Annotated in this window: 17 protein-coding genes; 12 read left to right on the top strand and 5 right to left on the bottom strand. The window is 65.9% G+C overall.

Annotated features, from left to right (window positions below; translation table 11 throughout):
* Nucleotides 1–30: 30 nt before the first annotated feature.
* The 3 genes from purU to J7I84_RS15660 all read left to right on the top strand — a co-directional run bounded on the left by purU (nt 31) and on the right by J7I84_RS15660 (nt 2,664).
* The gene (purU, locus tag J7I84_RS15670) at nt 31–894 is read left to right on the top strand and encodes a formyltetrahydrofolate deformylase (RefSeq protein ID WP_214945609.1); all 864 of its coding nucleotides are present in this window, start codon (nt 31–33) and stop codon (nt 892–894) included.
* 233 nt (nt 895–1,127) lie between these two features.
* Nucleotides 1,128–1,931, top strand: a complete 804-nt coding sequence (locus J7I84_RS15665; RefSeq protein ID WP_214945474.1) for a hypothetical protein — start codon at nt 1,128–1,130, stop codon at nt 1,929–1,931.
* Entirely contained in the window at nt 1,915–2,664 is a 750-nt protein-coding gene (locus tag J7I84_RS15660) for a LamB/YcsF family protein (RefSeq protein WP_214945473.1), read from the top strand. The genes J7I84_RS15665 and J7I84_RS15660 overlap by 17 nt, the downstream gene beginning before the upstream one ends.
* A 123-nt stretch (nt 2,665–2,787) precedes the next feature.
* On the opposite strand, the gene J7I84_RS15655 is transcribed toward J7I84_RS15660, so the two are convergent.
* Entirely contained in the window at nt 2,788–4,149 is a 1,362-nt protein-coding gene (locus J7I84_RS15655) for a DUF445 domain-containing protein (RefSeq protein ID WP_214945472.1), read from the bottom strand.
* Between the two features lie 49 nt (nt 4,150–4,198).
* On the opposite strand from J7I84_RS15655, the gene J7I84_RS15650 reads away from it, so the two are divergent.
* The 7 genes from J7I84_RS15650 (at nt 4,199) to J7I84_RS15620 (ending at nt 9,134) form a co-directional block, all read left to right on the top strand.
* Nucleotides 4,199–5,098, top strand: coding sequence for a glycerophosphodiester phosphodiesterase family protein (locus J7I84_RS15650; RefSeq protein WP_214945471.1), 900 nt, complete (start codon nt 4,199–4,201; stop codon nt 5,096–5,098).
* 8 nt (nt 5,099–5,106) lie between these two features.
* Nucleotides 5,107–6,495, top strand: coding sequence for a CoA transferase (locus tag J7I84_RS15645; protein ID WP_214945470.1), 1,389 nt, complete (start codon nt 5,107–5,109; stop codon nt 6,493–6,495).
* Nucleotides 6,496–6,675: 180 nt separating this feature from the next.
* Nucleotides 6,676–7,122: a hypothetical protein gene (locus J7I84_RS15640; protein ID WP_214945608.1), complete on the top strand. Its 447-nt coding sequence runs from the start codon at nt 6,676–6,678 to the stop codon at nt 7,120–7,122.
* Complete coding sequence (locus J7I84_RS15635; protein WP_311381151.1) at nt 7,119–7,934, top strand: AzlC family ABC transporter permease; 816 nt, start codon at nt 7,119–7,121, stop codon at nt 7,932–7,934. Before J7I84_RS15640 ends, J7I84_RS15635 begins: the two co-directional genes overlap by 4 nt.
* Nucleotides 7,931–8,242, top strand: a complete 312-nt coding sequence (locus J7I84_RS15630) for an AzlD domain-containing protein (protein ID WP_214945469.1) — start codon at nt 7,931–7,933, stop codon at nt 8,240–8,242. The genes J7I84_RS15635 and J7I84_RS15630 overlap by 4 nt, the downstream gene beginning before the upstream one ends.
* Nucleotides 8,243–8,358: 116 nt before the next feature.
* Nucleotides 8,359–8,616, top strand: coding sequence for a hypothetical protein (locus tag J7I84_RS15625; protein WP_214945468.1), 258 nt, complete (start codon nt 8,359–8,361; stop codon nt 8,614–8,616).
* A gap of 83 nt (nt 8,617–8,699) precedes the next feature.
* A complete protein-coding gene (locus J7I84_RS15620; RefSeq protein WP_214945467.1) occupies nt 8,700–9,134 on the top strand; it encodes a hypothetical protein in 435 nt (144 codons plus the stop codon).
* Nucleotides 9,135–9,238: 104 nt separating this feature from the next.
* Here the strand turns inward: J7I84_RS15620 and J7I84_RS15615 are convergent, their stop codons facing one another.
* Together J7I84_RS15615 and J7I84_RS15610 are read right to left on the bottom strand one after the other, a co-directional pair.
* The gene (locus J7I84_RS15615) at nt 9,239–9,463 is read right to left on the bottom strand and encodes a hypothetical protein (protein ID WP_214945466.1); all 225 of its coding nucleotides are present in this window, start codon (nt 9,461–9,463) and stop codon (nt 9,239–9,241) included.
* 165 nt (nt 9,464–9,628) lie between these two features.
* On the bottom strand, nt 9,629–10,285 hold the full coding sequence (locus tag J7I84_RS15610) for a TetR/AcrR family transcriptional regulator (protein ID WP_214945465.1): 657 nt from the start codon (nt 10,283–10,285) through the stop codon (nt 9,629–9,631).
* Nucleotides 10,286–10,408: 123 nt separating this feature from the next.
* Between J7I84_RS15610 and J7I84_RS15605 the strand changes: the two genes are divergently transcribed.
* Nucleotides 10,409–10,732, top strand: a complete 324-nt coding sequence (locus tag J7I84_RS15605; RefSeq protein WP_214945464.1) for a thiamine-binding protein — start codon at nt 10,409–10,411, stop codon at nt 10,730–10,732.
* 60 nt (nt 10,733–10,792) lie between these two features.
* The gene (locus tag J7I84_RS15600; protein WP_214945463.1) at nt 10,793–11,473 is read left to right on the top strand and encodes an O-methyltransferase; all 681 of its coding nucleotides are present in this window, start codon (nt 10,793–10,795) and stop codon (nt 11,471–11,473) included.
* A 169-nt stretch (nt 11,474–11,642) separates the two neighbouring features.
* Here the strand turns inward: J7I84_RS15600 and J7I84_RS15595 are convergent, their stop codons facing one another.
* Nucleotides 11,643–11,900, bottom strand: coding sequence for a hypothetical protein (locus J7I84_RS15595; protein WP_214945462.1), 258 nt, complete (start codon nt 11,898–11,900; stop codon nt 11,643–11,645).
* A gap of 383 nt (nt 11,901–12,283) precedes the next feature.
* Nucleotides 12,284–13,513 carry a YhjD/YihY/BrkB family envelope integrity protein gene (locus J7I84_RS15590; RefSeq protein ID WP_214945461.1) on the bottom strand — a complete coding sequence of 410 codons (1,230 nt, stop codon included), beginning with the start codon at nt 13,511–13,513 and terminating at the stop codon, nt 12,284–12,286.
* Nucleotides 13,514–13,638: the final 125 nt, after the last annotated feature.

The following is a 13,638-nucleotide window of genomic DNA, read 5'->3' as shown; positions in this document are numbered from 1 at the left end:
CGCCTCTCCGGGGCCGGGCGGCTCCAGGCCATGGCTCCGGAAACGGGCAAGGAATTCGTGCTGACGTTCCATTGCCCGGATGCCCTTGGCATTGTCCAGGCGGTGGCGGCCTTCCTGCTGGAGCAGGAATGCTACATCGTGGACATCAAGCAGTTCGGCGACAGGGCAAGCGGCCGGTTCTTCATGCGCATCCACGTCACCTCCCAGGTTGAGGTGGAACTTGGCCGCCTCCGGGCCGGGTTCGAACCGGTGGCCCGGGAATGGCAGATGGACTGGCGCCTGGAGCGCCACGGACGCAAGCAGCCCATCCTGGTGATGGTCTCCAAGTACGAGCACTGCCTCAACGACCTCCTGTTCCGCGCCCGCAGCGGTGAGTTGCCGGTCCAGATTGCCGCAGTGGTGTCCAACCATCCGGACCTGGAGCCGCTTGCAGCCTGGCACGGCATTCCTTTCCACCACATCCCGGTGGCACCGGATACCAAGGCGGACGCTGAGGAGCGCCTGCTGGAGCTGGTGGACCAGTACGCCGTGGAACTGGTGGTGCTGGCCCGCTATATGCAGGTGCTCAGCGATGACCTGACCCGGCAGCTGGACGGCCGGGCCATCAACATCCACCACTCGTTCCTGCCCAGCTTCAAGGGCGCCAAGCCCTACCACCAGGCCTACGCCCGCGGCGTCAAGACCGTCGGCGCCACCGCGCACTACGTCAACGCCGAGCTGGACGAGGGGCCCATCATTTCCCAGCAGGTCATCGAGGTGGACCACACGTACTCCGCCTCCGACCTGGTCGCCGTTGGCCGCGACGCCGAATGCACGGCATTGACGAATGCCGTGCGCTGGCACGCTGAAGGACGAATCGTCCTGTCCGGCAACCGGACGGTCATCCTTCGCTGATTTCCGGTCCATCAAGGCGGCCGGCACCGCACCCCGTGCAGGGGACGGGTCAGAGGCGCCGGCCGCCGCACCAGCACATCTGAATACAGCCCCGAAGTTTTCGCCGTCGGGAGCAACGCGACAGGATGGCCCAGGGCGCCGAGCGGAAAGTTCAGCATGCTTAGTGTTTGTCCACATAGGATGGATAAGCACGGCAGCCTACCCGCTGCAGGTCGATTTGAATGAAGGTGACCATGGCCAGGCGCAGCAATCCCGCAGTACGAATCGCACAGGAAACCGCCCATAACGCAATGTTCGATGCCGACGGCAAGCCCAAGCCCGGCGTCCACAACATGCTCCTGAAGGCAGTCCAGATCCAGCGGCCCCTGGTGGTGGCCTACATCCGCAGGCTCCAGAAGAAGCATCCGCGGGCCACGGCCGCGCAGCTCGCAGACATCGCGGAACGCGACTACTTGCGGGCTGTGGCCGGAGGGGGTGCCCTGGTGGGTGCCACCGCCGTCGTCCCTGGCGTTGGAACCGTGGCGTCGCTGGGACTTTCCGCAGCCGCAACCGTTGGCTTCCTGGAAGCAACGGCCCTCTACGCCACCTCGCTGGCAGAGCTCCACGGCATTCGCCTCACCAACCCCGAGAAGGCCGGCACCATGGTCATGGCCATCATGCTTGGCGAGGAGGGGACTGCCCTGCTGGGGACGCTCAGCGGCCAGACGGCCGGCGGTGCAAAGCCCGCAGACGTGTGGGGGAACATGCTGTCCAAGTCCTCGATCCCGGGATTCGGCAGCGTCCGGAAGAGCATTCAGCACGCATTCCTCAAGAACCTGCTCAGGCGGCAGGGTACGGCGCTGTTTGGCCGGGCCCTCCCCTTCGGCATAGGGGCAGTTGTGGGCGGAGCCGGTAACCTCGTGATGGGCCGTGCAGTGGCCAAGAACGCCCGGGAGGCGTTTGGACCCATGCCGGACACCATCCCCGGGGAGCTGACCGCGGCTGCCGGGCCGGACAACCTGACCCTGGAAGGCAACATACTTGGATCTCAACGCTGACGTAGGCCAATCATTCGGCTCCTGGACCGCGGGAGGAGATCCGGCGATGTTCCAGTTGGCCACCAGCGCCAACGTTGCCTGCGGCCTGCACGCAGGCGATCCGGTCACCATGCTGGACAGCTGCCGGGCCGCTTACGAACTGGACGTCACCGTAGGGGCGCACATCGGCTACCGCGATTTGGCCGGCTACGGGCTGCGCTCGCTGGATATGAGCTTTGACGAGCTTTTTGGTGACGTGCTGTACCAGCTGGGAGCGCTCGACGGCATTGCGCATGCCGTGGGTGCCTCCGTCGACTTCGTGAAGCCGCACGGTGCCTTGTACGACGCGCTGATCCACGACGCCGAGCAGGCCTCTGCCGTGGTTGCGGCGGTGAATGCCTACGATCCGGGCCTTCCCATCCTGGGTTCCGCGGGATCGGAGCTGCTGAAGCAGGCCAAGGAGGCCGGCCACCCGGTGTTCACCGAGGCCTTCGCCGACCGCGCCTACTTCGCTGACGGCACGCTGGTGCCGCTTTCCCGGGAAGATGCCATAGTGCACGACGTCGACACGATCGTTGAGCGGGCCGTGCGCCTGGCAACGCAGGGCGAAGTGGTGGCCATCGACGGGTCCGTGGTCACCGTCCAGCCGGACTCCCTGCGTATCCATGGCGGCACTCCGGGCGCAGTGGAGGCGGCAGTCCGGGTAAGGGCCGCACTTGAGGCTGCCGGTGTGCAGTTGGAGTCCTTCGCTTAGTTCAGGGACAGAACCGCGTGCCGCCGTCGTCCGCGTTCTCGCTGCTCAGATTCCTCTTCGCACCCCAAATAACCGGCGCGAAAAGGAATCTGCGCAGCGCCACAAAACATCCGCCGCGAAAACCTACCCAAAAATCAGCTGCGCCACCGTGAAAATTGCCAGGCCGGCCAGGGACCCCACCACGGTGCCGTTGATGCGGATGAACTGCAGGTCCTTGCCCACCTGGAGCTCGATCTTCTGCGAGGTTTCCTCAGCATCCCAGCGGGCCACGGTATCCGTGATGACCCCGGCGATGTCCGAACGGTAGGTCCGCACCAAGTACCCCGCGGCGTCGCCAATCCAGGCGTTGACCTTGCCGGCCAGTTCGGGGTCCTGCATCAGCCGCGACCCAAAGTCACGGACGGCCGCCTTGAACTTGATGGTGAGCTCGCTGTCCGGATCATCCACGGCGCCCAGCAGCGCATTCTTGACGGTGCCCCAGGTCCGGGAGGCAAGTTCGCGCACCTCCGGATCGCCCAGGACCTGCGCTTTGATGTCCTCTGCGCGGGCAATCATTGCCGCATCATGCTGGAGGTCCTGGGCGAGGTCGTTGAGGTACTTGTCGATGGACTGGCGTACCTGGTGGCGGGGGTCAGCCTGGACCGCCCGCACGAACTTGAGGATCTCGATGTAGACCTTGTCACCCACCAGCCCGTCCACGAACTGCGGAACCCAGGTGGGGGAGCGGTCGGACACCAGGTGGGTCACGGTCTGGTGGTTGTCGTCCACCCAGTCCGCCGCGCGGTCCACCAGCAGGTCCACCAGCGTGTGATGGTGCCCGTCGTGGAAGATCCGCTCAGCCAGCCTGCCCACAGGTGGTCCCCAGGGCGGAGCCAGCAGGTGCTTGCGGACCATGCCCTCAATGACGGCCTGGACGTCGTCGTCATTCAACACCTTGAAGGCACCGCGGATCACCGCAGCCCCCTCCTTAGCCACCCGGTCAGCCCCGCCGGGCGCAGCCAGCCACTCACCTGCCCGGCGGGCAATGTTGACGCTGGCCAGCTTGTCCTGGACCACCTGCTCGGAGAGGAAGTTGGTCTCCACGAACTCGCCCAGGGAGGCGCCGATCTGGTCCTTCCGGCGCGGAATGATGGCGGTGTGCGGGATCTTGATGCCCATGGGGTACTTGAACAGGGCCGTCACGGCGAACCAGTCAGCGAGAGCGCCCACCATGCCGCCCTCGGCCGCGGCGCGCACGTACTGCAGCCACGGGTAGTCCTTCTGCAGCGCGAACGCGAACACAAAGATCACGGCCATGGCAATCAGCAGGCTCAGTGCCAGCAGCTTCATTTTCCGCAGCGCTGCCGCCTTTTCGGCATCGCCGGCACCAAGCTGGCGGCTTACGACGGCGCCTGCCCCCCCAGTGCCGGGCCCCGGCTGCTGCGCTGTTTCGGCGGGTGCTTCCTGCGTGGTTGGCCCGGTAGTTGCCTCAGAGTTCACCTGCATGTGCCAAGCCTAGCGCCGAAGGCGCGGGCCGGTCGGTTACCGTGTGTCCATGACAATTGACGAGTCAGTGCCGCAGCGGCCGCTGGTCTTCGCCCACCGCGGTTCCAGCGGCGCATACGCCGAACACACCCGCGCCGCCTACCTGCAGGCCCTGGCTGACGGAGCCGACGGGGTGGAGTGCGATGTCCACCTGACCCGGGACCAGCATTTGGTCCTGCTCCACGACGCCAACCTGGACCGTACGTCGGACGGGACGGGGCCGGTGGCAGAACGGACGCTGGAGGAACTGCGCCAGTTGGATTTCTCGTCCTGGAAGGGAGCCCGCATCCCGGAAACCTACGGGGCCCGGTCCGAACAGCTCCTTACCCTCCCGGAGCTGTTGGACCTCCTCCGCGGAGCGGGCCGCCCCGTGAAACTCGCCATCGAGCTCAAGCACCCAAGTCCCTACCAGCTCAAGCTGGAGGACCGGGTGCTGGAGGTACTCCGCAGCGAGGGCTGGGACCCGCAAAGCTCCACTGTGGACAACGTGGCCGTGACCTTCATGAGCTTCAGCCCGGATTCGGTCCGCCACCTGCTCCTTTCCGTCCCGCCGCAGTACATCTGCCAGCTCGTGGACGATCTCACCATCCACGAGATCCGCGGCGGACTGGGCGTGGGGCCAATTGCCGGCGGTGCCATCGCCAACCTGATGAAAGCCACCCAGCTGGAGGGCGAACGGATCCTGGACGACCGCGAGGTGGGGATGGCCGGCCCCGGCATCGAGTACGTCCGGGAGCGACCCGATACCGTCCGCCGCTGGCTGGACTCCGGCCGCCGCTTCAGGGTGTGGACTGTGGACTCCCCGGAGGACGTGGCGCTCTGCCGGGAGTTGGGCATCCAGGAGATCACCACCAACGTGCCGGCCCTGGTCCTCGACCAGCTCCACGTGGCCTCTCCGCAGGGAAAGTAGCGGCGGACATGATGGCCGCGGCCACGCATCCCACGCCCCGGTGGTGGGCGGGGAAGCTCGACGTCGAGGGCCTGGCGCTGCAGTCTGTGGAAGCAGCAGCGGAGGCACTGGATTTGTACGCGGGGACCCCTGGCCGGTTCAGTACCACCCCCACACTGACGGCGGCGGCGTTTGATTCCTTCGGGCACCTGCGGATTGCGGGGCGCAAGCCGCAGGGCTTTGCACGGCTTTCCGGCTTCCGGAAGACCGCCGACGGCTGGATACGGTTGCATGCGAACTACCCCCACCACGAGAAGCGGCTCCTGCAGGCGCTGGGTGCCACCTCCGCGGAAGGGGTGGAACGGCAGCTCCGCTCCATGGCCGCGCTGGAGGCCGAGGCCGCCATCCAGGGCCAAGGCGGGATCGCCGCGGCTGTCAGGACACGCAGCGAATGGCTTGCAACCGACATGGGACGTGCGGCCGGCTTAGGGCCATGGATCGCTGTGGAGCATGCCGACGGCACCACCAGCGGCATAGGGCTGCGGGACATTGGAGCGGCAGCAGGCACTGGCACCGGCGCCGGAGATCACACCGGCGGCCTGCCCGTGGACGGCCTGCCCATGGACGGCCTACCCTTGGCCGGGCTCCGGGTCCTGGACCTTACGCGCGTGATCGCAGGACCGGTCGCCACCCGCCTGCTGGCGGCGCTCGGCGCAGACGTCCTGCGGATCGACCCGCCCGCCTTTCCCGAGATCGAAGACCAGTTCGTGGACACGGCGTTTGGCAAGCGCAGCGCAGCAACCGACCTGGGGCTCCCGGCAAACCAGCACCGGCTCCAGCAACTCCTGGCCGGCGCGGATGCCGTGGTCACCGGCTACCGGCACGGCGCCCTGGACCGCTTTGGGCTCAACCCACGGAAACTGCTGGCAGCACACCCGGGACTGGTGGTGGTCACCCTGGACAGCTGGGGCAGCAGTGGGCCGTGGAGCGGCCTGCGCGGCTTCGACAGTATTGTCCAGGCGGCCAGCGGAATCGCGCACCTGTACGGCATGGAGAACGACGACGACGGCTGGCGCCCCGGTGCCCTTCCGGTCCAGGCGCTGGACCACGCCACCGGATACGGGGTGGCCGCGGCTGCCGTCCGTCTTCTGGCCGTGCGCCGTGAGACAGGCATGGGAGGCGCCGCCCACCTGTCGCTGGCCCGCACCGCGGAGGAACTGTTTTCCCTGACCGCCAGCATGCAAAACCCGGCCAGCACGGAAAGCCCGGCGGAACTGCCCGCTCCGGTATATCGCCTTAAAGACAGCAGCTACGGGGAACTGCGCTACGTTGGGCCGCCCCTGCTGGACGCCGGGCGGCCGCTGGACTACCAGTCCCCGCCGCCGCGGTATGGAAGCTCGCCGCCCGCCTGGTTGTGAGGCCACCCAAGGCAGCAGCGCAACCGTCAACCTGTCCCAAGTGCCGGTTTCTGGGCAGCGCTGTGGCTGTGATTGAGTGGTTCCATGTCTTATCCCAGGTCCGCCGCCGCTGCCCAGGGCCTGCCCGCTCCGTCCCCATCCATTCACAGCCCAGCCCTCCAGCACCTGTCCGCAGCTGCCATGGGAGTCCTTCTGCTAGCCAGCGCAGGCAAGCATTTCAGGGACCCCGGCTTCTACCGTGACGTCGTCCCGGGATATCTGTGCCGGCAGGATCCGGTGCCTGGTACCACCCAACTCAGCACGGCCCCGGGCGCCGCAGCCCAGCATCCGTGGGCCGTCCTGTCCCGGGACGAGTGGATCGCCGTGAGCGGCCTGCTGGAGCTCGCGGCCGCCGTCGGCATTCTCCTTCCGGCCACCCGAAAGCTGACAGCCGCCGCCCTCACGGCGATGTTCACCGCGTTCCTGGCAGGTCATGTCGATGCCCTTGTGGGGGCGTACGGACCGCATGGCACACCGCGACGGCGGAGGATCCATGCGGTGCGGCTTCCGCTCCAGGCGCCGTTGATCCTCTGGGCCTGGACCCTGCGGAAACCGGCCCTTGGAAGTAAACCCGGAGCACGGGTGTGAAGCTGCTTGCCTCGCCCGCGGTGAGGGTGGGTATCTCCATCAGCATCGCCACAGGCCTTTACGGCGTGTCATTCGGAGCGCTCGCAGTGACGTCCGGGCTCAACTTCTGGCAGACCATGGCCTTGAGCCTGCTCCTCTTCAGCGGTGGCTCGCAGTTTGCCTTCATCGGGGTGGTGGCAGGTGGAGGTTCCGGCCTCGCCGCCATGAGTGCAGCCACCCTCCTGGGCATGCGCAACGGCATCTACGGCATGCAGTTGAACGCGTTGCTCCGGCCCACCGGCTGGCGCAAGTACGTCGGCGCGCAGTTGACCATTGACGAATCCACGGCCACCAGCACGGGCCAGACGGACCCAGCCGAGCAGCGCCGTGGATTCTGGACTGCCGGAATTGGCGTTTACGTGCTGTGGAACCTGTTTACGGCTGTGGGTGCGCTCGCCGGAAGCGGATTGGGCGACCCCAAGCAGTGGGGGCTTGACGGGGCCGCCGTCGCCGCCTTCCTGGCCTTACTCTGGCCCCGGCTTAAGGGCCGTGAGCCAATCGCCATCGCGGCGGTGTGTGCTGTGGCCACCGTAGTTGCTGTTCCCTTCGTGCCGGCGGGCGTCCCCATCCTGGTGGCCGCAGTTGTAGCAGCCCTGGTGGGCTGGTTCAGTCATGGGCGCCGCGACGAGGGCCTGGAGCCCGACGTCGAACCCTACGGCACTCATGGCCACCTCCACGGCCATCACCAGGCCCAGGGCCAGCATCCGGGCCCGAACGGCCACGGGGAAGTGGAGCGCCGGGAAGGCGCGGACACGGAGGAGGCAGGCGGATGAACCTATGGATCTGGCTGGTAATTGCCTGCGTGCTTGCCTACGCATGGAAACTCGTGGGCTACTTTGTCCCCGCCAAATTCCTTGAGGACCCGCGGACATCACGCGTCGCCGGAACCATGACCATCGGCCTGCTGGCCTCGCTGACAGTGGTCAACGCAGTGGTGTCGGGCCAGGGACTGGCAGCAGACGCCAGGCTTGGGGCGCTGGCCGCGGGGGCCATCGCCTTGGTATTCCGGGCACCGTTCCTGATGGTGGTCATCGCCGGAGCCGGCACTGCCGCGCTGTTAAGGGCCCTGGGCTGGAACTGACCCGGCAGGCCCGACGGGCGATGTAGTGATGCAGATCACTTTGCTGGGCGGGTGCCGGTTGTACTATGAGATCGGCTTATGCAGTTGGCTATGCGATTTCCTATTGAACGGTCACCATGGAAAATCAGCTGCACCCTGCGGACGGCTTAGCGGGCAGGGTCCGCCACAAGAACGCCAGACGGCGGGCGGGCCTCCCGGCGAAACGCTTCTTCAAGCGCTTCGCCGGACTTTCGGACGTTCCGGAAGAGGACCTGGAACTTCTCTCGCAAAGGCTCCGGCAGGCACTTGACCTGGATCCGACGTCGTCCGTGCCTGCCCTCCAAGCCTTGGTGCGCCGGGAAATCCGCAAGCGGGCAGACACGGGCCACGCCTAGCTGCCCTGCATTCAGGGTGCCATCTGTGGTGCACTGGAAGAGAGGCAGCCCACACCCAGGCGGCCACCAAAGGAGGAATCGAGATGGACGAACAGTCACGGCCTGTTGAGCCGCAGGACGGCCAGGGCACCGAGGAAACCGGCAGGAACGCCAGGGAAGAACAAGGCGCTGGAGTGCCCGCCGCAGAACAGTCCGCAAAGTCGCGGGCCGCCTATCTTGATCCGCGCGGCTCGGAATCAACCCGGGAACTGCGGGACACCGCCCGGAGGCGCCGGGACGCGGAAGAGAAACTCCAGCAGCACCTGCTGGAAGCGAAGGACCACGTTCCAAACGAATTCCATGAACACCCCGGCCACGGATACCAGGGCCACGGGCACGCTGGACCTGAGCACCGGGGGCACGAACATGGGGACCCCGGGACAACGCACCAGGATCTTCAGCCGACCGAACGTGGGACTGAAGGCAACGAACAGGGTGGGGACACCGGCGCCGGGGAAAATAGCGGGGGCAAGCCCTGACAAGTGGCGGCCCTGACAGCAGGCCGGCGCCGGCGCTGACATCCGGCCGACGCTGACGTCCGGTCGGCACTGACCGGAAGCCGCGGGCTGGAGCGGTCGGTTGCTTAGGCTACCCCGTTGGCAGCGCCCTCAGCTGAGACGGACCTGCGGCAGCTTTCCTCCACGCCCATCTCGTACCAGACCTGCGCGTCGAACTCGGGCTCGGGAGTATCGAGGTTCTGGTACAGGGCGTCAAGCAGTTCCACCAGCTCCCCGGCTGTCAGTGCAGGGAGGACTTCCTCCGGTCCACGGGGATCAGACAGGTAGTGCACAAGCTTTGAATGGTTCATTGCAGCGCGGCCGTTGTGTGGGGGACAGGCGCGAAGTGCATGGGTCGCTCCAACGTGGAAGTGCCGTGGGCTGTCTGCCTAACCCAACTCCGAGTGTATTGCACCCGCCCACTGCTAACAACGGAATCGGCCGGCAATGGAACCGGTGGCGCCGGAACGCCAGGCTTACTCCGGCCGGGCTACGGGCTGGCCCGGCAATGTGGTGAAGCCCGGGGACGCCGGGATGGGCACGAACACGGGAAGCGGACGCGACGGGCGGACCGTGCGGATGGCGTCTTCCACCAGGGCCAGCGGGCGGCGCCAGGCATCAGAACCCGGTTCCATCGTGTCCACCACGCCGATCAGCATGGCAAGCAGCCGGAACATGTCTGTCATCGAAATGTCAGTGCGGAGGCTTCCCTGCCCTTGCCCGCGCGCCAACAGGACGCTCATGGATTCCATTAGCGAACCTGTGATTCCGGTGAGGAGCTCACGCCGGCCCGCCACCGCGCACAGCAGGTTGGCGTCGTCGCTTGCTGCCGCCATCAGCGCTTCGAGGACCCGCAGTAAGCCTGCCGCCGCATCGATATCGGCAAGGGCGCCGTCCATGACCGGGTCCACGGTGAGCCGGAGCTGCCGGTTAAGGGCGGCGAGCACCAGTTCCTCCTTGTCGGCGAAGTTGCGGAAGAGGGTTGCCGGGCCCACGCCGGCGGTGGTTGCAATGGTTTGGAGCGGTACCTCCGGCCCGAACTGGCGGAAGCACTGGCGCGCCGCCGTGATGATCTTGTCCACGTTCCGCGCTGCGTCTGCACGGAGGGGTTTTCGGGCGACTGCGAGGCTCATGCCCAAAAGGGTAGCAACGGAGCCTGCGGCCAACACGGTTACTGCGGGGTAGGCGCTTATGTGACGGCGGCCTCCTGCGTTCAGGCCTGCGGCTGTCCGCAGCTGCGTGGGAGACTTGGGAGCATGTTGCTTGCATTTTCTGTTGCTCCGTCAGGCGTTCCCAGCGAAGGCTCCAGGCCCAACGACGCGTCTGTGCACGACGCCGTTGCCGCCGCAGTAAAGATCGTCCGGGAGTCCGGGCTGCCCAACCATACGGATTCCATGTTCACCACCATCGAAGGTGAGTGGGACGAAGTGTTCGACGTAGTAAAGCGCGCCACCGAAGCTGTGGGGCGCTACGGCAGCCGTGTTTCCTTGGTGATCAAAGCAGACATCAGGCCCGGCTACAGCGGCGAGTTGACGGCGAAGGTTGACCGCCTGGAGAACGCCCTGGCGCAGGAGCCCTAACCGTCTAACAGGGGACCGTATTATCTGGACCCCCAGGACGGCGCGTGCCAAAATGTGGCAATGTTCGAGCACAAACCCCGGCCGGAATGGATTGCCACTGAGGAGTTCCTGTCCGATGCCGTGGTGCACCCGGACAGCGCCGTCCAGCGGGCCATCCAGGCCGCGGCGGAAGCCGGGATGCCCTCCATCGAGGTGGCACCCAACGCCGGGAAGCTCCTGAAGCTCCTGGTCCAGCTCACCGGCGCCCGCCGCATCCTGGAGATCGGGACGCTCGCGGGTTACAGCACCATTTGGATGGGCCGGGGGCTTCCCCACAACGGCAAACTGGTTACGTGCGAATACCTGCCCCAGCATGCGGAAGTGGCGTGGGCCAATATCGACGCAGCGGGCCTGGGGGAGAGGGTGGAGATCCGGCTGGGGCCTGCGCTGGATACCCTGGCTGCCCTCGAGGAAGAGGAGCGGGAGCCGTTCGACTTCATCTTCATCGACGCAGACAAGCAAAACAACAGCCGTTACCTTGAGTGGGCCGTCAGGCTTGGCAGGCCCGGTGCCACGGTGGTCCTGGACAACACCATCTGGGAAGGGGCGGTCCTGGACCCGGATATGGATCCCGTCAACGCGCCGGGCATCATCGACGCACTGAAGCTGCTCGGCGACCACCCCCGGCTGGACGCCACCGTGATCCAGACGGTCGGTTCCAAGGGCTGGGACGGGTTCGCGCTGGCACGCATCCTTCCCTGAAACAGTAAGTAGGCAGTGGAGATGCTCAGGTGCCAAGCACAGAAGAGGGCTGCTGCCCTGCGGCAGCAGCCCTTCCCTACTGAAGGACAGCATGTGCAGAAAGTGCATGCCCCTAACGGTCTTGATTTCCTTGCGGGCCCGACGCCTGCCCGTTGTTTGGGCTGGGCTGCTACACCAGGTCCGGAGCGCTGGCAACGATGTAGTCCGCCGCAGCTGGTCCGGTCATGGAGAGGTTATTACTGTCGGGGTTGATCCCGGCATCCTGCAGGGCCTCCCAAAGGGCTGCCGCCGGCTGGAGTTCCGCCTTGTGCAGGAGGCACCAGCTCGTGTAAAGGCCGTATAGTTCGTCGCGTCGGAGTCCCAGCCCGGGCTCCCTGTCCGCGACGACTGCTTCGGCAAGAAACTGTTCAAAATGGGTAGCAGGCATGTCCGCTCATAAGGGGTCGACAGTAATCCCGCCGTCTGCTTCAGCGGGCCCCGCCAGTTTCCGGAGGATCCCGGCGAGGTATTCAAGAAATTATTGCAGTTCCGCGTGCTTGTCCAGTTGGACCCGGCCCGTTGCGCCTTGCCGGGCCGGCCCTGGACACCTGCGCGTCGAACAGTGGCGTCCAGGCGCCGGGCAGCTTTGAGGGGGCCGACGGCGACTGGGGGGACTGGCCTCGGTCTCAGAAGAGGCCATCTCACCGCCGACCCCGTATTACCCCGGGTTTACTTCACCCCCGGGAAAACTAAACAGGACCTCCAAGATGAATTTTCCTCCATCTCGAAGGTCCTGCCTAGTCCCTCTGCGCAGCGGCTGGGCCTGCCTGCTTAGGCGCTCCCGCCGCGCTGGCCGCCGTCGTCGGCCTCTCCGTTGGCGGCACGGTGCTGTACCTTCTCGCGGACCCTGTCACGGTGCCGCTCATCCGGCCGGACGCCGTTCTGTTCGTTCCCGGCAGGCTGCCCGTCCTGGTTTCCGCCGGAGCCCTCCTGCGCGTTCTCCGAGGCGTACTGCTCCCGGAGTTCCCGGCCGTGATTGACGTCCTCTTCGATCTGCTTCTGCAGCTTCTCGCTCTTCTTCGTATCCCTCGGCGGCAGCTGGATGGTTTCCTCCGCCTTGATGCCGGCCTGGAGCTCTCGGGCCCGTTCCATTTCGGCGTCGAACTCAGCCCCGAAAAGAAGCGACATGTTCAGGATCCAGAGCCACAGCAGAGCGACGATGACGCCCCCGATGGCGCCGTAGGTCTTGTTGTAGCTGTTGGAGTACGCAACGTAGAAACCGAAGGCCAGCGACGCCAGCAGGAACACCACCAAGGCGATGGCAGAACCCATGCTCATCCACCGGAATTTCGGCTGCTTGACGTTGGGGGTGGCGTAGTAAAGGATGGCGATTGCCACAATGATCAGTGCCAGCATCACTGGCCATTTGGCGATGTCCCAGACCGTCAGGAAGGCGCCCCCGAGCCCGATCAGGTTTCCGACGGACTGTGCTACGGGGCCGCTCAGCACGAGCATCGCCGCGATCGCGACGACGATCAGCAAGTTCACGACCGTTACGCCGAGCATGGTGCCGCGCAGTTTCACGAAGGCCCGGCCCTCATCGACCTCGTAGACGCGGTTCATGGCCCGGCCGAAGGCTCCGACGTAGCCGGACGCCGACCAGAGGGCAGTGAGGAGGCCCAGGATCAGGGTGAGCCCGGCGGCCGAGGAGCTGGCTAGGTCCTGGACCACAGGGCGGATCGTTTCGACGGTCTGGCCGGGGGCGAAACCTTGGACGATATCCAGCAGGGCGGACGTTGTCTTTTGCGGGTCCCCGAAGATCCCTAGGAGGGACACCAGCGCCAACAGGGCCGGGAAGATCGACAGCACTGAATAGTAGGTGAGGGCTGCTGCCAGATCAGGGCACTGATCCTTGCTGAATTCCCGGAGGGTCTTCCTGGCGATGTACTTCCAGGATGGCTTCTCCAGTTCCCGCAGGTTGCCGGGTTTCCTCGAATCGTTTGGATCCGGAGCCTGCCCCGCCTTGGCGGTGCTGGTTTCGGAATCGTCGTGAGTGGCCATGGGTGTCCTCTCAATCAGGGGCCAAGCGGACAGGCCGGCCCGCGGATGGCGGTGCCGGCCTGCCGATCAAACTATTGCCTTAGGGTGCCGCGATGGGCTGATCAGGTGTTTTGGATGTTGTCTTT

This window comes from Arthrobacter sp. ISL-85 (assembly GCF_018613675.1).
Taxonomy (GTDB): Bacteria; Actinomycetota; Actinomycetes; order Actinomycetales; family Micrococcaceae; genus Arthrobacter.
This window is presented reverse-complemented; position numbering and strand designations above follow the sequence as displayed.